Source organism: Nostoc sp. (assembly GCF_036916735.1).
Classification (GTDB): domain Bacteria; phylum Cyanobacteriota; class Cyanobacteriia; order Cyanobacteriales; family Nostocaceae; genus Nostoc.
The window spans coordinates 72538-93480 of sequence record NZ_JBALFV010000070.1 but is presented as its reverse complement, the minus strand read 5'-3'; the positions used below and the strand labels follow the sequence as shown (position 1 = coordinate 93480).

General features: G+C 41.4%; 23 protein-coding genes. 12 read left to right on the top strand and 11 right to left on the bottom strand.

The annotated features are described in order from the left end of the window. Nucleotides 1–216: 216 nt before the first annotated feature. The 7 genes from V7L20_RS17370 to V7L20_RS17340 form a co-directional block, all read right to left on the bottom strand. Nucleotides 217–1491 (bottom strand): ribulose bisphosphate carboxylase small subunit, encoded by a 1275-nt coding sequence (locus V7L20_RS17370; RefSeq protein ID WP_334745281.1) that lies wholly within the window; start codon nucleotides 1489–1491, stop codon nucleotides 217–219. An 87-nt stretch (nucleotides 1492–1578) separates the two neighbouring features. Beyond that, complete coding sequence (locus tag V7L20_RS17365; RefSeq protein WP_334745280.1) at nucleotides 1579–1959, bottom strand: type II toxin-antitoxin system VapC family toxin; 381 nt, start codon at nucleotides 1957–1959, stop codon at nucleotides 1579–1581. After that, on the bottom strand, nucleotides 1956–2183 hold the full coding sequence (locus V7L20_RS17360) for a type II toxin-antitoxin system Phd/YefM family antitoxin (protein WP_334745279.1): 228 nt from the start codon (nucleotides 2181–2183) through the stop codon (nucleotides 1956–1958). The genes V7L20_RS17365 and V7L20_RS17360 overlap by 4 nt, the downstream gene beginning before the upstream one ends. A gap of 59 nt (nucleotides 2184–2242) precedes the next feature. Next, entirely contained in the window at nucleotides 2243–2869 is a 627-nt protein-coding gene (locus V7L20_RS17355) for a GDSL-type esterase/lipase family protein (protein WP_334745278.1), read from the bottom strand. Between the two features lie 173 nt (nucleotides 2870–3042). Continuing rightward, entirely contained in the window at nucleotides 3043–3381 is a 339-nt protein-coding gene (locus tag V7L20_RS17350) for a ribulose bisphosphate carboxylase small subunit (RefSeq protein ID WP_334745277.1), read from the bottom strand. A 46-nt stretch (nucleotides 3382–3427) separates the two neighbouring features. Next, nucleotides 3428–3835, bottom strand: a complete 408-nt coding sequence (gene rcbX, locus V7L20_RS17345; RefSeq protein ID WP_334715181.1) for a RuBisCO chaperone RbcX — start codon at nucleotides 3833–3835, stop codon at nucleotides 3428–3430. Nucleotides 3836–4113: 278 nt separating this feature from the next. Further along, nucleotides 4114–5544: a form I ribulose bisphosphate carboxylase large subunit gene (locus V7L20_RS17340; RefSeq protein ID WP_334745276.1), complete on the bottom strand. Its 1431-nt coding sequence runs from the start codon at nucleotides 5542–5544 to the stop codon at nucleotides 4114–4116. Nucleotides 5545–6381: 837 nt separating this feature from the next. Between V7L20_RS17340 and V7L20_RS17335 the strand changes: the two genes are divergently transcribed. From V7L20_RS17335 to V7L20_RS17295, 9 genes are all read left to right on the top strand, one after another. After that, entirely contained in the window at nucleotides 6382–7452 is a 1071-nt protein-coding gene (locus V7L20_RS17335) for a ligand-binding sensor domain-containing protein (RefSeq protein WP_442943568.1), read from the top strand. Between the two features lie 101 nt (nucleotides 7453–7553). Further along, nucleotides 7554–8327 carry a 3-methyl-2-oxobutanoate hydroxymethyltransferase gene (gene panB, locus V7L20_RS17330; protein ID WP_334745274.1) on the top strand — a complete coding sequence of 258 codons (774 nt, stop codon included), beginning with the start codon at nucleotides 7554–7556 and terminating at the stop codon, nucleotides 8325–8327. A gap of 103 nt (nucleotides 8328–8430) precedes the next feature. Next, a complete protein-coding gene (locus tag V7L20_RS17325; RefSeq protein WP_334745273.1) occupies nucleotides 8431–9240 on the top strand; it encodes a tetratricopeptide repeat protein in 810 nt (269 codons plus the stop codon). A gap of 202 nt (nucleotides 9241–9442) precedes the next feature. Then, the gene (locus V7L20_RS17320) at nucleotides 9443–10138 is read left to right on the top strand and encodes a Uma2 family endonuclease (RefSeq protein ID WP_334745272.1); all 696 of its coding nucleotides are present in this window, start codon (nucleotides 9443–9445) and stop codon (nucleotides 10136–10138) included. Nucleotides 10139–10260: 122 nt separating this feature from the next. Next, the gene (gene trmFO, locus V7L20_RS17315; protein ID WP_334745271.1) at nucleotides 10261–11577 is read left to right on the top strand and encodes an FADH(2)-oxidizing methylenetetrahydrofolate--tRNA-(uracil(54)-C(5))-methyltransferase TrmFO; all 1317 of its coding nucleotides are present in this window, start codon (nucleotides 10261–10263) and stop codon (nucleotides 11575–11577) included. Nucleotides 11578–11773: 196 nt separating this feature from the next. Continuing rightward, nucleotides 11774–12175 (top strand): fasciclin domain-containing protein, encoded by a 402-nt coding sequence (locus tag V7L20_RS17310; protein ID WP_334745270.1) that lies wholly within the window; start codon nucleotides 11774–11776, stop codon nucleotides 12173–12175. 204 nt (nucleotides 12176–12379) lie between these two features. Further along, on the top strand, nucleotides 12380–12715 hold the full coding sequence (locus tag V7L20_RS17305) for a hypothetical protein (RefSeq protein WP_334745269.1): 336 nt from the start codon (nucleotides 12380–12382) through the stop codon (nucleotides 12713–12715). Nucleotides 12716–13046: 331 nt separating this feature from the next. Continuing rightward, a complete protein-coding gene (locus V7L20_RS17300) occupies nucleotides 13047–15014 on the top strand; it encodes a bluetail domain-containing putative surface protein (protein ID WP_334745268.1) in 1968 nt (655 codons plus the stop codon). 140 nt (nucleotides 15015–15154) lie between these two features. Then, the gene (locus tag V7L20_RS17295; protein ID WP_334745267.1) at nucleotides 15155–15349 is read left to right on the top strand and encodes a hypothetical protein; all 195 of its coding nucleotides are present in this window, start codon (nucleotides 15155–15157) and stop codon (nucleotides 15347–15349) included. Nucleotides 15350–15546: 197 nt separating this feature from the next. Here the strand turns inward: V7L20_RS17295 and V7L20_RS17290 are convergent, their stop codons facing one another. Further along, complete coding sequence (locus tag V7L20_RS17290; protein ID WP_334745266.1) at nucleotides 15547–16902, bottom strand: UDP-N-acetylmuramoyl-tripeptide--D-alanyl-D-alanine ligase; 1356 nt, start codon at nucleotides 16900–16902, stop codon at nucleotides 15547–15549. A gap of 789 nt (nucleotides 16903–17691) precedes the next feature. Here V7L20_RS17290 and V7L20_RS17285 point away from each other — a divergent pair. The 3 genes from V7L20_RS17285 to V7L20_RS17275 all read left to right on the top strand — a co-directional run bounded on the left by V7L20_RS17285 (nucleotide 17692) and on the right by V7L20_RS17275 (nucleotide 19573). Continuing rightward, complete coding sequence (locus V7L20_RS17285) at nucleotides 17692–18132, top strand: hypothetical protein (protein WP_334745265.1); 441 nt, start codon at nucleotides 17692–17694, stop codon at nucleotides 18130–18132. Between the two features lie 302 nt (nucleotides 18133–18434). Continuing rightward, on the top strand, nucleotides 18435–18908 hold the full coding sequence (locus V7L20_RS17280; RefSeq protein ID WP_334745301.1) for a TspO/MBR family protein: 474 nt from the start codon (nucleotides 18435–18437) through the stop codon (nucleotides 18906–18908). Nucleotides 18909–19099: 191 nt separating this feature from the next. Then, complete coding sequence (locus V7L20_RS17275) at nucleotides 19100–19573, top strand: TspO/MBR family protein (protein WP_334745264.1); 474 nt, start codon at nucleotides 19100–19102, stop codon at nucleotides 19571–19573. A 5-nt stretch (nucleotides 19574–19578) separates the two neighbouring features. Here V7L20_RS17275 and V7L20_RS17270 read toward each other — a convergent pair whose 3' ends face one another. The 3 genes from V7L20_RS17270 to V7L20_RS17260 form a co-directional block, all read right to left on the bottom strand. Continuing rightward, nucleotides 19579–20286, bottom strand: a complete 708-nt coding sequence (locus tag V7L20_RS17270) for a M15 family metallopeptidase (RefSeq protein WP_334745263.1) — start codon at nucleotides 20284–20286, stop codon at nucleotides 19579–19581. A gap of 58 nt (nucleotides 20287–20344) precedes the next feature. After that, complete coding sequence (locus V7L20_RS17265; protein WP_334745262.1) at nucleotides 20345–20599, bottom strand: DUF4926 domain-containing protein; 255 nt, start codon at nucleotides 20597–20599, stop codon at nucleotides 20345–20347. Nucleotides 20600–20714: 115 nt separating this feature from the next. Next, the gene (locus V7L20_RS17260; protein ID WP_334745261.1) at nucleotides 20715–20930 is read right to left on the bottom strand and encodes a DUF6883 domain-containing protein; all 216 of its coding nucleotides are present in this window, start codon (nucleotides 20928–20930) and stop codon (nucleotides 20715–20717) included. Between the last annotated feature and the right edge of the window lie 13 nt (nucleotides 20931–20943).

Sequence of the window (20943 nt, the reverse complement as noted above, 5' to 3'; positions counted from 1 at the left end):
AAACAATGAACAGTTATCATGCTATCAGTTGAGTTGCATTTTTTAACTGATAATGCGGATATTTGATAACTGGTTAGAAGTGGGGGACTCTGACTCTCAATTGAGTTACATTTTTTAACTGCTAACTGATAACTGATAATTGTTAAAAATGGCTATAGTCCATAGTCATTAATTTTTTCACCCACTTTCTTTTACCTAATGACTGATGACTAATGATTAATTTTTCCCATTCGGACGCTGAATAATCGTCTCCACTACTCGCCGCTTGGCCTGTGGATCAATACCTACCAAGCGCACGTACTCACCGCTATATTCTGCCAAAGTTGCTTCTAAGTTTGAGATTGCATCAGACTCGGCATCGATATGGCTATGAATACAAGTTTGCCAAGCACCTGTACGGAAGCGGCGTTCATCTACGTGTTCAATAGTAATTTTGTAACCTTGAGCTAATAATTGCCTAATTTGAGCTTGTGTATCCAAGCTCAAATGGGTACTTGATGCTTGCTGTGTCTGGAATCCATTAGTTTTTACTTCTAGAGTTGCACCATTGCTTGACGGCTGATTAATTGGTGTTACAGCAGCAGGTGGTGCAGATTGAGAATTTCTACCTCGATTGAGTCGGTTGTAATCATCAACCAAATGGGAATTTTCCACCCGTTTTTGTTCACCAACGAGAAAGTTACCAGATTCGATTAAGTGAGACAGGCTAAAATCTGGCTTTTTAAATTCTGGTGGCCCTTTAACGCTGTTAACTACATTCAAGGATACCTGCTCAAAACCTACTTGATGGATGTAATTGCGGATTTGTTCGTCATAAATGCGCGATCGCAAAGCGCTAAAAAAGTCAATTGACTGATTGACAAAAGTATCAACTAGCTGTTCAACTTCCCTCTGCGATAGTCCATCTGATTCAAAAATACCCTTGACAATTCCCACCTTATCGTCTCGGTTTGGTTCCCAGTAAAACTTCTCCATCCGTCCATCCCGAATTAACGGTGCATAGAGGGTGGAAAAATCATTACCTGTGACAATAATTGGTACACGATGTAAAGGCGTGGAATCATAGCTTCCAGGCAACTGCACATCTGTGGGATTATCAGCAATATTCATCAGTGTAGCATTCACCAACTGCGTATTTACAGTATATTGAGTGCCTTCATCAAAACGTCCAGCACCCGCATCTAAATCGTTAATCATCAGTACACACATTTTACCGCGTACTTTGATCAGTTCTGCTGTTTCCCGATAGCGCAGCCGAATTAACCGCGCTGGATCTCCCGCATCTGGACTTTCCAACTCGCCGCCAGAGATGTTAGTCACTTCGATACCCATTTTCTCGAAGACTAATTGACATTGAAATGTTTTGCCTTCTCCTTTGCGTCCGTGAATACCTAAAATCACGGGAACTCGCACACCAGGAATTTTTAGAAAGTTTTTGGTGATATGGACAGCCAGTTTGTCCAGAAAGCGGGGAGCGATATAGTAACTCATAAAATTATTTTTCCCTAGCAGTGCTTAAAGTAATGTTAAGTTTTTTTGGTGATGATTGTTTATTTATCTTTTGGTAGAAAAGCAACGCTACCACACACGTTTTATTGGATATGCATCAAAAATTTTCTCAGCACTTAGTAAAAGTATATTTTCTACGAGTGCTTGTGCAATTAAAATTCGGTCAAATGGGTCACAGTGATGTAAAGATAGTGTAGCAACAACAGTAATATGATTTATGGTGATTAGTAGTAATTCAATACCATTTCTAATTATTTGCTGTTCAATAAACTCGTCAAAAGCCAAATCAAAGTTGAGTTTACCAATGCTGTGCTTGATTGCCATTTTCCAAACACTAGCAATGCTCAGTAGATTTTCATTCTTTTCAATTTGCGATCGCAAAGTAACACTGATTCTTGGATCACCCATCACAAACCAAATAAAAGTATGAGTGTCCAGTAGTTGCCTCATTCCATATATTCCTTAAAATCCTCTAGTGGTTCACCAAAGTCATCAGATATTGTCACAAGTCCTTTGGCACTACCATACTTAGGACGGCGTTTAAGTGGCGACACAGGAGTTAACTTCACCAAGGGTTGATTATCTTTGATAATAATAATTTCCTCACCACTGAGTGCTGCTTCAATTAAGTTGGGTAAATTTTGAGATGCTTCAGCTAGAGTAATTTGCTGCATAGTTATCACCTTTGGATATAAAATCAGGTGCTACCACTATCCTAACTTTTAATGTTTGATTAAGTCACAGGAAACCAATTTAACCAAGCGTCCCAATTTTCTACCATTTGAGCAAATTCTGCATAACCGCCTGCTTTAGGATGAACACCATCATTAGCTCTTGCTTCATTAATCCAGATATTTGATTTTTCTAATATTGGAAAAACGTTTAAATAAGGTACATTGAGTTTTTTACAAATCAAAGCATATTGGTCGGATAAATCGATAGTTCTCTGCTTCTTTTGAGGATCTTCTTGTTCTGCGTATGGTGCAGGCCCAACCATCAAAACAGGAAATAAATTTTGAGCTTTACTTAAAATTTCACAGGCATTTTTGATAGAATCTGCCAAATCCACACGAGTTTTACTATTTTCTAATGTTGTGTCATTCAATCCAAAAGAAAACACAATTCTACTATCATATTCTTTGGCTAATCGCAGTGATACTTCCTGTAACCAACGCTTTGCTATATCAGTACTTGTATCACGCCTAATTCCTAAATTATAGTAAGTAATGTCATAACCTTTTTTATTAGCATTTGTACATACTCTCCCTGTCCAACCAAGATATTCTTGATCGCCAGTACCATTAACAAAAGAGTCACCAACAAAGCAAATTCTTACTTCCGGTAGATACTGTAATTCCATTTATTATATTTTAAAATAGCAGAGGTTTACGCAAAGGGCCGCTGAGTTATTCTCTGTGTTGCTTTGTATTTTCCTTTGCGTTTTTCTGCGTTTCAAAAAAGCTAGGAAATAGGAGAGGCAGATAATTCTACCTCTCCTATGGGGATAAACTAATTACTTAGAGCTTTGCCAGTTTAGTATCTGCTAGCTCTGTTGGGTTTGTGAACAAGAAAGCTGAGAACTTGGCACTGCTTGATGTTGTCAAAACCCACAACACGAATATAGCTGTTGTTGAATTGAGAACGGCATCCTTGAACTTCGCTCAGTACCTCTTGAGTTGATCTAGCACCGAACAAAGGCAGCTTCCACATTGTCCAATATAATTCTGTTGGCTCAGAAGTTTCGTTAAACTCGATCGCTGGAATGTAACCTTGATTCAAAATGTACTGGATTTGCTTGGAAATTTGAGCATCAGACAGAGGTGGCAGATAAGAAAGGGTTTCGTAACGACGCTCTTTTGGTAAAGTTTGCATAGCTTTTGATAATGAGTTGTGATTTTTGACTACTAAGTTGATCGAACTAATTAGATAAGTTATCCAAATTCGGATCTGAAGTTGCTTGCTGTTCTGGTTGCAGACTGGGGTTAGATGTATCTATTTGTGTGATGCGTTCTAAATGCTGGCGACGCTGTTCCATGTTGGCTTGCTGAATGCCAGTGCGAACCATTTCCGGTAAAAATTCTGCAATTTCTTCCGCAATATGTTCCCTGACAGTCATGATTCGCAAAGCCAAATCTGGTTTTTCTCGTAACAGTTGCTCAATGTATGATTCACCATTCTGAATTTTGCCAGACGAAAAATTATGTAGCCAAAGTTCTAATGGAGGATTAGTTTCGCCTAGCTGTGCCAATACTGTCCTTAAAGCCTGATAAGTCAGATAACTTTGGAGAGTTTTGGCTGTGTCCTTCGCAATTTGCTTAAGATTCATGCTTGACCCCAGCCCTGAAGAGTTATGAGTTATGAGTTATGAGTTATGAATTAATGCAAATCCTAACTCTTGTACAGACGCGATTAATGAACCAGCACCTTGTGGGGGTTCCCACGCCACTTGCTCCACTTGGGGAAACCCCATCGCCCTTGGCGTCTCCCCTTGGGAGAAGACCGCAGTGGCTCCCCGTAGTAGCGACTGACGTCGCGTCTCTACTGTATAGACGCGATTAATCGCGTCTCTACTTCTAACTCTTAACTCTTAACCGTTAATCCAGATCAGACGGTATCCATTGCTTCAAACTCGAACTTGATTTCTTTCCACAGTTCGCAAGCAGCAGCCAGTTCAGGAGACCACTTGGCAGCTTCACGGATGATATCGTTACCTTCACGAGCCAAGTTACGGCCTTCGTTACGAGCTTGAATAACGGCTTCCAAGGCGACGCGGTTAGCGGTTGCACCAGGAGCGTTACCCCAAGGGTGACCCAGTGTACCACCACCGAACTGTAGTACGGAGTCATCACCAAAGATTTCTACCAGCGCGGGCATGTGCCATACGTGGATACCACCAGAAGCAACTGCCATTACACCAGGTAGAGAAGCCCAGTCTTGAGTAAAGTAAATACCGCGAGACTTGTCTTGCTCAACGTAGTTTTCACGCAACAGGTCAACGAAGCCCATTGTGATGCCGCGCTCACCTTCCAACTTACCAACTACTGTACCTGTGTGGATGTGGTCACCACCAGACAAACGTAGAGCTTTAGCCAATACACGGAAGTGGATACCGTGGTTCTTTTGACGGTCGATTACAGCGTGCATAGCACGGTGAATGTGGAGCAATAGACCGTTGTCACGGCACCAACGAGCTAATGTGGTGTTGGCGGTGAAACCTGCGGTCAGGTAGTCATGCATGATGATGGGCATTTTGAGTTCTTTAGCGTACTCAGCCCGCTTCAGCATTTCTTCACAGGTAGGAGCGGTAACGTTTAGGTAGTGACCTTTAATTTCACCGGTTTCTGCTTGGGCTTTGTTGATAGCTTCAGCTACGAACAAAAAGCGATCGCGCCATCTTTGGAATGGTGCGGAGTTGATGTTTTCGTCGTCTTTGGTGAAGTCCAAACCACCGCGCAAGCACTCGTATACAGCGCGTCCGTAGTTCTTAGCAGAAAGACCCAATTTGGGCTTAATGGTACAACCCAGTAAAGGACGACCGTATTTGTTTAACTTGTCGCGCTCAACTTGGATACCGTGAGGAGGCCCTTGGAAGGTCTTGATATAAGCTACTGGGAAACGGATATCTTCTAGACGCAGTGCGCGTAGAGCTTTGAAACCAAACACGTTACCGACAATTGAGGTCAACACGTTGGTTACAGAGCCTTCTTCAAACAAGTCCAGAGGATAAGCAACGTAACAGATGTATTGGTTGTCTTCGCCCCGAACTGGTTCGATGTCATAGCAACGACCTTTGTAGCGATCAAGGTCGGTGAGCAAATCTGTCCATACAGTTGTCCAAGTACCCGTAGAAGACTCAGCCGCTACAGCCGCACCTGCTTCTTCGGGAGGAACACCAGGCTGAGGTGTCATGCGGAACGCAGCTAGAAGATCGGTATCTTTTGGTGTGTAATCGGGTGTGTAATAAGTTAGTCTGTAATCTTGAACCCCGGCTTGATACCCAGATTTGCTCTGAGTCCTCGTTTGAGCGTAAGACATATTTTATCCTTCCCTGAAATCACTCTTGTTAATTATCAAATCACGTTTTGTGCAACTTTCCCTCACCCCATTTTTTCTCCTTCATCGGGGAAAAGAATGGGAAAAATTTTTGTTAAGGGTTGTTTTTGGCAAAGGGTAACAGTTTTTTTGCGGCGGACACTTTGGTAGCGGTGGTAGCCCTCCTCACCAGTGTTATCCCCTTCTAGGGGTACACGACCTAGCGCTTCTACTGTTTCCTCTTCCTACGAATCAAAATTCTTTTTTACCTCTTCTTCGCACCCTACTAAACCTGCTCAATTTCACCAAAACTTACGCTTTTTGCGGCTTGATTTAAATAATTTCCCTACAAATCGGGGTATTCAGGGGATTGGGCTGGCTGGCACACATTCCCGCCTCTACACTCCTTCTATCTTCTCCGTTGATGGAAAAGATACCAGAAAAGAATTTACTTGACAGAGATTTAGCAGAGTCGTGAGCGTAAAGATAAAAAATTGCACACCACGTAATTTGTAACTTATTCCACAATATATCAAGAATTCGATAAGTTATTCTTTGAAAGTTTTTAACTTATATATTTAATTTTGTTATTATATAAAAATTTAAACATTTTGTTACAAATGCTTTACAAGGTGTCATCAATGGTATCTAAGGACTGGGTATTGAGTATTAGGTAACGAGAAAGTATTCCTAAATATTTATTTATTTCTTATTTCCCAGTTCCCAATCCCCAATCCCCAATGTTTAAAAAATCCCGACTAGGGGAACACTGGAACTAACCCAAAGCCAGTTTAGGTAACGGCTACGGGTATTGTCTCCAAAGGAAATGTCACCGTGGTATTGTTTTGCAAGCGTACTAGTTTATTGACTACTTCAATCTTGCTGGGGTTGATAGCTTTGCCAAGTATTGGATGGGCACAAAAAACCCCTGAGATTGATTCATTTGATGTTACCCCTGCTTACCCTGCTTCTGCACCGCCACCGCGAGTAGAACCTTTGCCCGATGAGCGGGGAGTACAAGAAAATTCGCCACAAACTGATTATCGTGTCGGTAACTTACTAGGAGATGTTAGTGGCAATCTTTGGGTAGGTTCTTGGCGGGGACTATCGCGGATTGATCCTAAAACTGGCAAGATTATTTCTCGTGTTAGTTTACCGAATGTTGCTATTGGTGCTTTAGCCCAAGACAAAGTAGGACGTTTGTGGGTAGGAAGTTATGATGGATTGTTCCGAGTAGAACCCCGTACTAGCGAAATCACCGCGGAGAATTTATTTTTGCCTTCTAAACGAGTGTTGTCATTGTTAGTTGACAAACGGGGTTATTTATGGACTGGAACCGATAGTGGTTTAGCTCTAATTAGTCCCGACGAAGGCTTGATTATGACAACATTAAAAAATCTGCCTGGTGTCAGCGCCAATACCCTGACTTTAGATGTTGAAGGTCAACTGTGGGTTGGCACTCTGGATGGATTGGTGCGGGTAAATACTGCTAGTGCTGCGATTATGAAGCGGATAGCCGATTTACCAGGGGCGACTGTCCAAGCTTTAGCTATTAGTCCAGAAGGACTAATTTGGGCAGGAATGCCGAATAATTTGCTAGTTATTAACCCAAAAACTGGTGCTGTGTTACGGTCTGTAACTCGCCTGCGTGGGCGTGATGTAACGGCGGTACGTTTTGCTAAAGATGGTAGTGTCTGGGTCGGGACTAACAATGGTTTGTTACGATTAAATCCAAATACAGGAGCTGTGTTAGATGCAGAAGTTGCTGGACTTCCTTCTAGTCGGGTTCTTACCCTTGCACCTGACATCGCCAATAAATTATGGATCGGCACTAGTGAAGGTCTAGCTTGGTTGATGACCAAAACCAGTAGCGCAAAACCCCATATTGCTTTCAGTCGTGCCGTTAAATGATTAATCATTTGTCCTTTGTCTTCTGTCCTTAGCAAATGACTAATAACTAATGACAAAGGACAAAAAATCCAAAATCCAAAATCCAAAATCTAAAATTGGCAATGGCAATCACTACCCAGGAATTAATTCAATGGAAACAACAGGGACGTTCAATTGTAGCGTTGACCGCCTGGGATTATGCGATCGCTCAACTCATCGATGCAGCTGGTGTAGACTTAATCCTTGTAGGTGACTCTATGGCAGTAGTTCTAGGGTATGAAACAACACTGCCGATAACTTTGGATGAAATGATATACCATGCCAAATCTGTGCGTAGAGGAGTTAAACGCGCATTGGTGGTTGTAGATTTACCATTTTTGACGTATCAAGAAAGTCTCCAGCAAGCGATGCACTCAGCTGGACGAGTACTGAAGGAAACAGGCGCTCAAGCGGTAAAATTGGAAGGTGGCTATCCAGCGATCACAGAAACTATCGCTCGTTTGGTTCAAGCTGGAATTCCGGTAATGGGTCATGTCGGTTTGACACCACAATCAGTACATCAACTCGGTTTGCGACAACAAGGCAAAACGCAAGAAGCAAGTGAGAGGATTTTACTTGAAGCGATCGCTCTGGAACAAGCTGGTGTATTTTCTCTGGTTTTAGAGCATATACCGGCAGATTTGGCAATGCAGATTACACAAAAACTTAGCATTCCGACAATTGGTATCGGTGCAGGAATTCACTGTGATGGACAAGTTTTAGTTACCTCTGATGTTCTCGGACTTGCCCAAAAGCATCCACCATTTGCCAAAGTTTATACAAACTTGCGAGAAACGATTACCAAAGCCGTGCAAGATTATGCTGGGGAAGTGCGCGAGCGGAAATTTCCAGAATAGTTTGTGGCAAATTGTGTGCAATTGTAAAACAGTAAAGCAAAGGTTGTGATGTTTAATTCCTACATTTGGGAATAATACCAGTGTCATAAACTTTTATAAACCAATGCTCAATTTAATATTTGCTTTTGGATATTCCAGCCTTGGTTATATACTTTATAATTCTGGTGACTATCAAGGAGCCATTGAAAATTATAGTCAGGCAATTTTACTAAATTCAGAAGATTTAACATCATATCAAAGTCGTGGAGTGGCTCGTTCATTGACAAAGGATTACCAAAATGCAATTGAAGACTTTAATGAAACAATCCGATTGAGTCCTCAATATGCTCAGGCTTATGCTGAACGTGGTGTTGCTCGTGCAGCAATAGGCGACAATCAAGCTGCAATTGAAGATTGTCATCGTGCAATTCAATTAGATCCACAATATGTACGAGCCTATTTTGGACGAGGTACAGCACGTTCTTACTCTGGTAACTATCAAGGTGCGCTAGAAGACTTCAGTCTGATAGCTAGCATAGAACGTTCTGCTATTTCTTACTACAATTTGGGCATTCTGCAATATTCTCAGGGTATTAATACTCAAGCCATTGAGCATTTAACTAAGGCTCTTTATGTAGATCCCAATTTAACGGCTGCTTACTATGTGCGGGGTAATGCGTGTTATGACTTAGAAGATGAACAAGGTGCATTTGCAGATTTCAATGAAGCAAAGCACATTGAAGCAGTAGGTGCAGGTGAAATATATTCTGAGGATGAATTTGCTTTCTACGCAAGGGGTTTGGCTCGCCATCGCTTAGGTAATCAGGAGGAAGCGATCGCTGATCTCCAAGACTCAGCCCAAATTGCTTTAAAGCATCAAAACACAATATTTCACCAAAAAGCGATCAACTTCATCAGCGAAATTCAGTCTTAACTAAGTTGGCATGAATAAATCATTATGGTTTGGAGTTGCCCTTTAGCGAAGACAGCATAACTAAAAGCTAGTTCCAAAGATTTTACATGTTACATACCTTTATTTTTTATGACCAACTTACTTATAGCTAAAATCAATATTAACGCGATCACTATCTCAACTATAATTATCAGCTAAAAACCCCATACTTGGAAGTGCAGCAATGGTACAACAAGTTACACCAGAAACCACCATCGAAGTCATCTATCCGGAAAGCGACGGACAGCCAATGGCGGATAATACAGAACAATTCGCATGGATTGTCAAAATTAAAGAAAATTTAGAAATTATATTTGCATCGCAAGCTGATGTATTTATCGCCGGAGATTTGTTTTGGTATCCAGTTAAAGGAAACCCGAATATTAAACAAGCGCCCGATACGATGGTAGTTTTTGGCAGACCAAAAGGAAAACGGGGTTCCTATTTACAATGGGATGAAGATAATATATCCCCACAAGTAGTATTTGAAATTCTCTCACCAGATAATACCCTCAAAGAAATGACCAAAAAATTGCAGTTTTATCAGCGTTACGGCGTGGAAGAATATTATATTTATGATGCGGCTAAGAACGATTTAAATGGCTTGCTCCGTTCTGGGGATAGTTTTGAAGTTATCGAAGAGATGAATGGTTGGATAAGTCCGCGTTTGGGAATCCGTTTTACATTAACACCGGATACTTTGGAAATTATTTCTCCTACCGGACAAAAGTTTTTGTCACCCATAGAAATTGACCAGTTACGGGAACAAGAACGTCAAGCAAAGGAAGCGGCTTTACAAGAATTAGAAAAAGAGCGCGATCGCTATCAAGAATTATTAGCTAAACTCAGAAAAAAGGGAATTGACACAGATAATTTGTAATTGCTGCTGTTGATGGTGCGTTATGCTGTCGCTACTGACTATGTCTAAAATACCCTACTTGTTGATGCGTCCTAGCGCTGATGCTGATGGATACTTATGATATAAGAACTAAAAAATTAACTATGGAACAACAACCGATACAAGTAATTGGAGGTGGACTAGCAGGGACAGAAGCAGCTTGGCAAATAGCCCAAGCTGGAGTACCGGTAATTCTGCATGAAATGCGTCCAAAGCGCTTCAGTCCTGCTCATCATACAGAACATTTGGCAGAATTAGTGTGTAGTAATTCCTTTGGGGCAATGGCAAGCGATCGCGCAGCTGGATTATTGCACGAAGAATTACGCCAACTGGGTTCTATCGTCATTTCTAAAGCTGATGAACACGCCGTACCTGCGGGTGGGGCGCTAGCGGTAGATAGGGGACAATTTGGCCAAGACTTGACTCAAACTTTAGCACATCATCCTTTAATTGAATTTCGCCGGGGTGAAGTGTCTGCAATTCCCGAAGGAATTGTGGTTTTGGCAACTGGGCCTTTAACGAGTCCTGACTTAGCCGAAGATTTACGCCGCTTTACCGGGATGGAATATCTCAGCTTTTTTGATGCGGCTAGTCCGATTATTGTGGGAGAATCGATTAACCGTAATATTGCCTTTATGGCATCACGTTATGACAAAGGTGAAGCCGCTTATCTTAACTGCCCAATGAATAAAGAGCAGTATTTAAGGTTTCAAGAAGAACTTTGTAAAGCAGAACAAACAGAACTCAAAGGTTTTGAACGGGAAACGGCGAAATTTTTTGAAGCTTGTTTACCCATTGAAGAACTAGCACAGCGTGGGGAAGACACCATGCGCTACGGCCCCCTAAAGCCAGTGGGATTGTCTGATACTCGAACCGGGGAACGTCCTTATGCTGTGGTGCAGTTACGACAAGAAGATAAAGCTGGTCAACTGTGGAATATGGTAGGATTCCAAACTAACCTGCGTTGGGGTGAGCAAAAGCGAATATTTCAGTTAATTCCAAGTTTGGAAAAGGCCGAGTTTGTGCGATTGGGAGTGATGCACCGCAACACTTTTATTAATGCTCCCCAGCTAATGCATCCGACTCTGCAATTTAAAGAGCGTCCCACATTGTTAGCTGCTGGACAGTTGATTGGTACTGAAGGCTACACTGCTGCGGCTGCGGGTGGCTGCTTGGCGGGAATTAATGCAGCGCGCCTAGCTTTGGGTAAAGAAGCTTTGGTTTTACCATCAACAACAATGATGGGTGCGTTATTGGAATTTATTAGTTCCGCTTCGCCGAAGCATTTCCAACCAATGCCGCCCAACTTTGGGATTTTTCCCGAACTAGGTGCGAAAATCAAAAGTAAGCAGGAGCGTTATGGACGTTACCGCGATCGCTCTTTAACTGATTTAGCAAACTGGAAAGTTAATCATAATTGATGGGCATCGGGCATGGGGAAGAGGACAAGGGGAAAGACTTGTTACAAGATATTCTCACCTTTTGTCCCTTTGTCTCCCCTGCTTCCTGCTCCCCTGCCTCTTTTTTAACACCTGATTTTAAATTTATTTTGTTTAATAAAACTTCAAATAGCTTTATTATCCTTTAAAATCTTTTGCAGAGATTTAGGTAAAATATATGGCTGATATTGTTGATATTGCAGTTACGGCTGAGTCTTTCAAAACACTAGTGGCAGCTGTACAAGCTGCTGGTTTAGTAGAAACATTAAAAAGCCCTGGGCCATTCACTGTATTTGCACCAAATGACGATGCTTTTGCCAAGTTGCCACCGGGAACTATCCAAACTCTGTTACAAAATATTCCCCAGCTAACGCGGATCTTAAAGTATCATGTCGTTCCTGGAAAGCTGCTAAAGGCTGATTTGGCAGAACTCGGTACGGTTAATTCTGTGGAAGGTTCACCCATTAAAATTGGTTCTTCTGATGGTTTTGAAGTTAAAAATGCCACAGTTTTAGCAGCAGATATCGAAGCTGATAATGGTGTAGTACACGTTATCGATACGGTGATTTTACCGGGTTAATTTAGCTAGGGTGGGTGTTTTCCACCCTACTTATCCAAAATCTTTATAATTAACTAACTATTGAGAGTATCAAAATGCAACTCAATAGTTTAATTTATGTTATATTTGCAATGTGATTGCTCACTCATAGGTTAATATATATTTGGTGATTTTAAATACGATAAATTAAATTCTTAAAAAGCTAACACCTATCCCAAGAAATTAATGCTCGATTTCAACACCTTAACTGAGTTCTCTCGTTGCAACTGCGTTAATATTTGTGCATTTCTCGTGCCAGCGAACTTACTTGTCACAATTTTAACGATGAGCCTGGTAGCGTTACGTCGTCCATCGTATCAAGTGTGGCAATCTGCTGGAATTGCTAGCTTTTTCGCTTCTATAATGATACTGCACGTATATACTTGGTTCATGATTGGTGTGGTGATGGCTCCTACTTATATCTTGATGTGGCTAGCAATCTCCTGTTTAGTGACTAATTTGGCAGCAATTCTTTTTCAAAGACGCTACAGTAATAACCCTAGTCTTTCAAACAACGCCTGAAATTCTATCGCACATTTCTTCAACTCGCTAGTGCATAGACGGTTCTTCGGTTGTGGTTAGACATCACTCTTTACAATTCTTTCATAGCACTCAATAGGGCAATTTTGCCCTATTTTGGTGTGTCTGCCAATAATTACAACCCTGCGATCGCACCTTCTGATCGGGTAAAGCAGTGCGTAGACGCATATAGGCTTGTCATTAGACATCGCCTGCCATATTTTAGATTACTGATATAGCAGAAATATATTTGACAACTTGCTATGAGTTTTGATTACATATACTACAAAACTCATGTATAGTCATAGAGATATTAATAAAGGAACAGAAGTTTATGACATCAACTACAACTTACACTTACGATGCCAATGGCAATGTGATATCTGAGAAGATAGACAAAAACAGTGATGGGACAACAGACTCAGTTATTAAATACAGCTATAACCGGACAGTCGAAAGCTTGGACGAGAACTTTGCCAGCGTTGTGAACATCTATACTTATGATGCCAACGGCAACCAGACATCCAGACGTGGATACGTCGATGGCCAGAACGGCCAGGACATACCTTTTTATTTTGAAACCCGTACTTATGATGCCAATGGCAATAAGACATCCGAAAGCTATGACTACAAAAACGACAGACCTTATACCTACACTTATACTTATGATGCTAACGGCAAGGTGATACTGCAAAGCTTTGACAACAAAAGCGACGGCATTGTTGATGGAGTTGAAACCTATACTTATGATGCCAACGGCAATCTGACATCCCAAAGCTCTGACAACAACAATGACGGCATCAGTGATGAGGTGAGAACCTATACTTATGATGCCAAGGGCAACCAGACATCCGAAAGATATGACAATAACGGCGACGGCATTGTTGATGGAGTTGAAACCTATACTTATGATGCCAACGGCAATCTGACATCCCAAAGCTCTGACAACAATGACGGCATCGTTGGGCAGGTTATTACCTATACTTATGATGCTGATGGCAACCAGACATCCGAAAGCTATGACAATAACGGCGACGGCATTGTTGATTATGTTGAAACCTATACTTATGATGCCAACGGCAATCTGACATCCCAAAGCTCTGACAGCAATGGCGACGGCATAGTTGATGCAGTTGAAACCTATACTTATGATGCTAATGGCAACTTGAGATCCCGAAGCTCTGACTACAACGGCGACGGCATCGTTGATACATCTTCCACCTATACTTATGATGCTAATGGCAAGCAGACATCCCAAAGCTCTGACTACAACGGCGACGGCATCGTTGATTCTTCCACAACCTATACTTATGATGCTAATGGGAACAGGACATCCCAAAGCTCTGACAACAACGGCGACGGCATTGTTGATTTTTCTGCAATCTCTACTTATGGACGCGCTACCGCCAGCTATGACTTCAACAACGATGGTGTAGTTGATGCAGTTGGCACTTATATTTACGATTTTATCGGCAAGCTAAGTTCACAAGAGATTGACAATAATCGTGATGGCATCATTGATGAGGTAACTCTTTACAGTTACGATGCTGGCGGCAAACTCACTGCACAAGTAGCTGACAAAAATAATGATGGCATCGCTGACGAGATTACCAGTTACAACTATGATGCCAATGGCAAACTGATTGACTCAGATATTGACAAAAACGGCGATGGCACTACTGATGCAGTTGCCAGTTATCTGTATGATGCCAACTCTCAACTGATCAGCCAGACTACCACAGAAGGAAATGTTCCTGGTAAAACCTTAAAGGGTGGCAACTGTAAAGATATACTCACAGGTAATGCTGGCAATGACAAAATTTCTGGCAAAAACGGTAACGATCAATTGTTTGGATTAGCTGGAAATGACAAACTAGTTGGTGGTAACGGTAATGACATCCTCAACGGCGGCGCTGGTGGTGATATCCTTACAGGTGGTAATGGCGCTGATAAATTTGTATTTAACAGCTTGAGCGATTCACTGCTGTCTGGCTTTGATAGAATTACTGACCTTAACATCTCTGAAGACAAAATTGATGGTCTGAATGCAGTTTCAGCCGGTAGTGTGGTTCCATTTGGCACTGTTGCAAGTCTAAATCTATTAGATATACAACAGACATTTGCTCCAGATGGTTTTAGTTTTGTTCCGGCTGGTGCGGGAACTTTTACCTTTGGTACAGGCAATCATCAACGGACTTTCTTGGTACTAAATGATAGTACTTATGGATTTTCTGCTCTTACGGATGCTGTGATTGAGATTACTGGCTACAAAGGCAATTTAACTAACTTAGCCATTGTCTAAGTTTAGTTACATGAACTACCCCGCCCATTTATAACGCTTCTCGAATGGAAAATACAGTTTGATCTCACTTCTATTCCTCTCTCCTAAAAGGCTACGGTGTACACACAAGTCAAAAAAAGCTCGATGCAACAAAGGTGCAGGTGAATGCAACAAAGGTGCAGTTTGATGCAATAAAAGTGCAGGTCAATGCAATAAAAGTGCAGGTCAATGCAACAAAGGTGCAGGTCAATGCAATAAAAGTGCAGGTCAATACAACAAAGGTGCAGGTCAATACAACAAGGGTGCAGTTCAATGCAACAAAGGTGCAGGTCAAGAGACTTGTGTGTACACCGTAGCTTCCCTTGCAGCGAAGGGGCTGGGAGTTAGGTCTGTATTGCACTCAACTGAGAAACGCTATATTTTAGTATATATTCATAAATTTTAGAGACTGTACAATAGACATAGGAGTGAAAATTAAATATCCATTATCCAGAACCCTTCTAGAGACGTAGCAGTGCTACGTCTCTACATTTATTTTTGGAGATGTCTAATATTATCTAGAAAATTCTGCACGTAACTGATTGACTACCCGATCTAGTCCCACGGAATGGGCGGCTTTGAACAATAAACGATCGCCTCTTTGCACAAATGTCTTCAACTTAGCCAGCAAATCAGCATGAGTTGCAAAGCACTCCGATGGAATACCTTCGGCACTAAGGGCGATCGCTTCGGCATCTTGTCCATCTACCAAAACCAACAAGCCGTCTAAATTCAACTTTTTCACTGTTTCTCCCACTCGCTGGTGCAACTGCTGCGATCGCTCTCCCAATTCTTTCATTGCACCCAATACGGCAATTTTCCGCTTTCCGGGTGTGTCTGCCAATAATTGCAAGGCTGCAATCATAGCTTCTGGTGCAGCATTGTAAGTTTCATCTAAGATTACCACGTCGTTGGGTAAGGTAAATCGCTGCGATCGCCCTGTGGGCATATCCACTATCACACCTGCTTTGAGGCTTGCCCAATCAATCCCTAACACCTTTGCTACTGCTAAAGCTGCCAAGAAATTAGTCGCATTGTGACGACCAGGTAAAGGTAGAGGTAGTTGGATTCCTGCAACTTCCACTTGGTCGTTATCAATTAATTGTCCTTGGATATCTCCACCAGAAAAGCCGTAAGTTAAAACTTCTCCGTGCCAAAATTTTGCTGCTGTGGCCATTAATAAAGGATTGTCCTGGTTGAGAATTGCCGCACTATCAGCAGACATTTCGGCTAATAATTCACATTTTGCCTGGGCGATCGCTTCTTCCGAACCCAGTAACTCAATATGTGCCGTTCCCACATTGGTAATCACTCCAATTGTCGGACGTGCTATTTGCGTCAGTTCGGCAATTTGTCCCCTACCCCGCATCGCCATTTCAATCACGGCGTAGTCATGTTCTTTGCCAAGTTCTAAGAGAGTTTTCGGGACACCGATTTCGTTGTTGTAATTTCCATAAGTTTTGTGAACTCGTCCCTTTGTTCCTAAAACTGCGGCGATTAATTCTTTGGTTGTAGTTTTACCTACGGAACCTGTTACGCCAATTACTGGAATGTTAAAGCGATCGCGCCACCATCTGCTAATTTTCTGATATGCTTTGAGGGTGTCTTTTACTTGTAAGATAGGAAGTCCCGGATTTTCGTATTCAAAATCCACAATTGCAGCTATTGCACCTTTTGCGATCGCAGTTTGCACAAATTCATGTCCATCAAACTTATCGCCTCGTAAAGCTAGAAATACTTCACCCGGCTTTAGAGTACGGCTATCTGTTTGTATACCGCAACTTACTTGTGTTAAAGCGTTTTCAGATAAGTTTACAGAACTGGCCAAAAGAACTTCAACCAGTTGAGTTAGGGTGGCAGAATAATACATAAGTAATTTACAAATTAAAGTTTAAAATCATAAAATCGAATTATGACATAATACTGCATTGAACCACAAAATTTGCGATTCTTGAAAAAGAGTTATCTTGGCTATTCCTGATGAATTACGAAAGCTACGTCTTTACAAATAAAGGCGTACCTATATAAGTACGCCTCTATAGCCGATTCATTTGTTGCCAAGATGTTTGAAAAATAGTCTACCTCAATGCATTTTAGTTAAAAGAGTTTGAGAGTTGATTAGGGTCTAGATAATCAGGAAATAATAAAATTTCCTTGCCTTCTAATTTTGCCTTCTGGTGGAGCAAAATTGCCTTTTCCAAATAACAATATTTAATTGGAACCCATCTGTCGCTGTAAAAATAGACAGTTACTCGGCTCATTGCATACTCTTTCAACGGCAGTGGAAGAGACCAGGACGAGTCCATAGTTTGAACCTTACCTGTTGAGTCCATGCTTTGAACCTCAGCTACTAAGTATATATACTTTTACTCATCCAAGTGAGTTTTAGTAAGTATCATAAGACATAAACTCATATAGCTTTAAGTTAGATATTTAGGTAAAAGTTCAGGAGTCAACGAGTTTTAGATTGGGATTGAGTCTTAGCAGTTAGTAAGGAATTTTCGGGCAAAGTTTGACACGTTGTCTTTTGACGCAACTATTCTTTTAAAATTATCGTTCTTAAATATCTGGTGGAAAATAGCATAAAAAATTTTTGAATTTTGCTTTAATTGCCTTTCCCCAGTCACCCTAGTCTACTTCGCATACTCTTAGAAACTCTATGTTCCACTTTACCCTACAGAAGAATTTGGGATGGCTATTATTAATTTCGGTTTTGATGGCCACACCAGTTAATGCCCATACCGAAAAGGTATCAAACGATGTCGGTGGGATGCTGCATATTGAACCCCATGACAATGCGGAAGCTGGCAAAACTGCTCATGTCTGGATTGTCCTCACCCGTAAAGGTGGGCAATTAATCCCTCTGGCACAATGTAACTGTCAGTTGGCTGTCTACCCTCAACCTCATCATGAAACTGATACTCCATTGCTAAAGCCCAGTTTACATAATGTATCAACCAAGCAATATAAAAGCATTCCCGGAGCCGACATTATATTTCCCAAAGTAGGAGCTTATGAATTGGAGTTAAGCGGTACTCCCAAATCTGGAGCTAGTTTCAAGCCCTTTGTGTTGTCTTACCCCGTCACTGTCGGCTCATAAAAGCTGAAGTCTGTAAAATGTCATGCTGTAGCCAGATACCGTATAGTTTAGAAATCATAATGCGATCGCTTTCAAACCTGTAACGATCTGATCGCATAACCTAGTTTTATAGACCTATTAATCAAGTTTGTGCCCCTCTGCCTCTTTCCCATACCCAATGCCCATAATTTAAAATCCTGCCAAACGATGATGAAGGATTCAAACTCAGGGATGATGAGTAACTAGCATCTAAATTGACAAAATCACACTATAAAGAGTGATATTAAGCGATAGATAGCGCTTGCAAAGGAATAACGGCCATGATTATTAAATCTTGGATGGTGATTGGGGGTGTGGCTTTCTTAGTTGCGTTGGCGGCTAACTTCATTACGCCTAGCGATCGCCAATGGTTCAAGCATTTACAACGGCCGAGATGGCTAACTTTTGAGGGTGCGATTCCAATTATCTGGACTGTAATATTTATTTGCGGTGCTTGGTCAGCTTATATTGTCTGGGAAAAAGATCCAGGAAGCACTTCAACCTGGTTAATCATGGGTTTATACTTGCTTTTAGAAATTGTAACCATTGCCTATACACCTGTAATGTTTAAGCTTCGCAGTCTAAAAGTGGGCACAATTCTTGGTGGCACAGGTTTGATTATTAATGCTTTATTGATACTTGCAGTCTTAGGGTTTTCTGGTTGGGCAGCACTATTACTAGTTCCTTATTTGCTTTGGAGTCCCATTGGTACTTATACCACTTGGGAGATGATCCGTCTCAATCCTCAAGATGCCTAGTACCGCAGGGCAGAAGTCAAAAGTTAAAAGTATTATGGCGTTACTTTCTATATCTGGATTTTGTGAATCCATCGCTGACAATTCTTTTCAGATTGGTCTAAGAATCGCACCAGAGAATGATTAAACATCTAGTCTAAATTGTCAAACTTGCAGTATATGACTTGACAAAATACACAAAGCTTAAGTGCATTATGATTCCATCTTGGATAATAATTGGAGCTGTAACTTTCTTCATCGCCCTTGGAAGTTTATTGATTACGCCGCGTGATGTTAAATGGTTTGCACGATTAAGTCGCCCTCGCTGGCTAGTTTTTGAGCCGCTAATTCCAGTCATCTGGACTGTGATTTTTATTAGTGGTGCAGCTTCAGCTAATATTGTCTGGGAAAAAAATCCAGGAGGTATAATTACTTGGCTACTAATGGCTTTGTACCTCTTGGTAGAAATTATCACCGTCGCCTACATACCTATAATGTTGAGGTTTCGCAGTCTTAAGGTTGGAGAAATTCTTGGGCTAATCGGTTTGATTTCAGGCGTTGTCCTGGCAATCTGCGTTTTGCCGATTTCTTTAATAGCGGCGCTGTTACTCCTTCCCTATTTAGTTTGGACTCCTATTGGTACTTACACCACCGACGAGTTAAGAGAGTTAAATCCTCAAGATGCATAACGTATCTATACAAGACGTCCATAACGTGCTGTAACAGGATTGGCTAGATTGGATTGATTATTCAGCCAAGCCCACATTTGATCGCCAATAGAAAAATGCCACCACTCTCTAGGATTGCGTTGAAAGTCAGCTTTTAACATTACATCTTGCAATAGCTGACGGTGAGCATGATACTTTTGGGCTTCTGGGCGATCGCTATTAGCATAATAATCAGGATGTGATCGCTCTGACATTTCATCAATGGGCGAACCCATATTTACTATTTGCCCTGCATCATCTACTAGCGTCACATCCACCGCCGCACCAGTACTATGAGGAGGCGGAGTTTTTTCATCCAAACTTGGTACAGCCCAAATTGCATAAACTGCTTCCCAAATTTCTTGGCGTTGGTTTGGTGATAACTCTACCTCAGTCAGTCCCCTATCCTGCACTGCTTGGGCGAAGCTGTAATCTACCATGAACTGCTGGACTGCGATCGGGCGATAGGCATCAAAGATTTGGATATGCCATTTAGGATGCAAGAGATTAAGATAATTTTGCGCTTGAATCAAATTTTCGATAACACTTTGACGAAGATAATAGGGGGAGCGATCGCCATAAGGCGCACCCAATTTTTCATAAGGGTGGGGAGATTCCACCGCAAACAATTCTAAAGGAATCGCTATTATCGCTTCACCACACTCAAAAATCGGGATTTGATGATAAGGTCTCATCTAGTCAGCCACGCAGGACTTACGGATTTTAACGCAAGCATAGCATTCTGGTAAAAATTTAGGCAATTGCCAAATCATAATGTAAAACTAAGATTTCATCTGCTCTCAAAGTTGCCATTGCATATTCATAGCCTTGGGTATCAGCATCGACTAAATAATGATATTCTTCTTGCTCATACACTTCTACAATTGTTCCAACTTGCCCACTGGGTAAACTTTCGATAGAAGTGTAATCTTCTTGCACTAGTTGTAATCTTCCAATGGAAATAGGCTTGAGTGTAACAATAGTATCCAAAAGTTTAACTTTTTTCATTTAATTTCAGAAATGCAGTAATCAAACGTGGATAGGGATTATTAGCAGTAGTTTCCTAGATTCTCCGTAGCCTGATACAGACGGAATCAGGCTACGGAGAATCTACCTTAAACTGTTAACCAAATTGTGTAGTACTTTGCTGAACAACTTCACCTGCAACTGCTGCTATTTGAATAAATTTACGCAAAACATCGGCGTTTTCTAGTGTGATTCTTAGAATTGATGCGAAAACCTTGGCTTTATGTTTTCCACTCGGATGCTTTGGGTTTAGACAATAACCTATGAGCTTTTGCACAGAAATCTCTGCTTGCTCACCGTTGGGTAATTTCATTGTCTATGAATAT

Bases quoted from the DNA above. Each gene is read 5' to 3' on its own strand.
- V7L20_RS17265 (WP_334745262.1), bottom strand. From the start codon at position 20,599: ATGAAAAAAGTTAAACTTTTGGATACTATTGTTACACTCAAGCCTATT.
- V7L20_RS17370 (WP_334745281.1), bottom strand. From the start codon at position 1,491: ATGAGTTACTATATCGCTCCCCGCTTTCTGGACAAACTGGCTGTCCAT.
- V7L20_RS17360 (WP_334745279.1), bottom strand. From the start codon at position 2,183: ATGCAGCAAATTACTCTAGCTGAAGCATCTCAAAATTTACCCAACTTA.
- V7L20_RS17300 (WP_334745268.1), top strand. From the start codon at position 13,047: ATGACATCAACTACAACTTACACTTACGATGCCAATGGCAATGTGATA.
- V7L20_RS17290 (WP_334745266.1), bottom strand. From the start codon at position 16,902: ATGTATTATTCTGCCACCCTAACTCAACTGGTTGAAGTTCTTTTGGCC.
- V7L20_RS17350 (WP_334745277.1), bottom strand. From the start codon at position 3,381: ATGCAAACTTTACCAAAAGAGCGTCGTTACGAAACCCTTTCTTATCTG.
- V7L20_RS17355 (WP_334745278.1), bottom strand. From the start codon at position 2,869: ATGGAATTACAGTATCTACCGGAAGTAAGAATTTGCTTTGTTGGTGAC.
- V7L20_RS17270 (WP_334745263.1), bottom strand. From the start codon at position 20,286: ATGAGACCTTATCATCAAATCCCGATTTTTGAGTGTGGTGAAGCGATA.
- V7L20_RS17275 (WP_334745264.1), top strand. From the start codon at position 19,100: ATGATTCCATCTTGGATAATAATTGGAGCTGTAACTTTCTTCATCGCC.
- V7L20_RS17365 (WP_334745280.1), bottom strand. From the start codon at position 1,959: ATGAGGCAACTACTGGACACTCATACTTTTATTTGGTTTGTGATGGGT.
- V7L20_RS17325 (WP_334745273.1), top strand. From the start codon at position 8,431: ATGCTCAATTTAATATTTGCTTTTGGATATTCCAGCCTTGGTTATATA.
- V7L20_RS17305 (WP_334745269.1), top strand. From the start codon at position 12,380: ATGCTCGATTTCAACACCTTAACTGAGTTCTCTCGTTGCAACTGCGTT.
- V7L20_RS17340 (WP_334745276.1), bottom strand. From the start codon at position 5,544: ATGTCTTACGCTCAAACGAGGACTCAGAGCAAATCTGGGTATCAAGCC.
- V7L20_RS17285 (WP_334745265.1), top strand. From the start codon at position 17,692: ATGTTCCACTTTACCCTACAGAAGAATTTGGGATGGCTATTATTAATT.
- trmFO (WP_334745271.1), top strand. From the start codon at position 10,261: ATGGAACAACAACCGATACAAGTAATTGGAGGTGGACTAGCAGGGACA.
- V7L20_RS17320 (WP_334745272.1), top strand. From the start codon at position 9,443: ATGGTACAACAAGTTACACCAGAAACCACCATCGAAGTCATCTATCCG.
- V7L20_RS17260 (WP_334745261.1), bottom strand. From the start codon at position 20,930: ATGAAATTACCCAACGGTGAGCAAGCAGAGATTTCTGTGCAAAAGCTC.
- rcbX (WP_334715181.1), bottom strand. From the start codon at position 3,835: ATGAATCTTAAGCAAATTGCGAAGGACACAGCCAAAACTCTCCAAAGT.
- V7L20_RS17310 (WP_334745270.1), top strand. From the start codon at position 11,774: ATGGCTGATATTGTTGATATTGCAGTTACGGCTGAGTCTTTCAAAACA.
- panB (WP_334745274.1), top strand. From the start codon at position 7,554: ATGGCAATCACTACCCAGGAATTAATTCAATGGAAACAACAGGGACGT.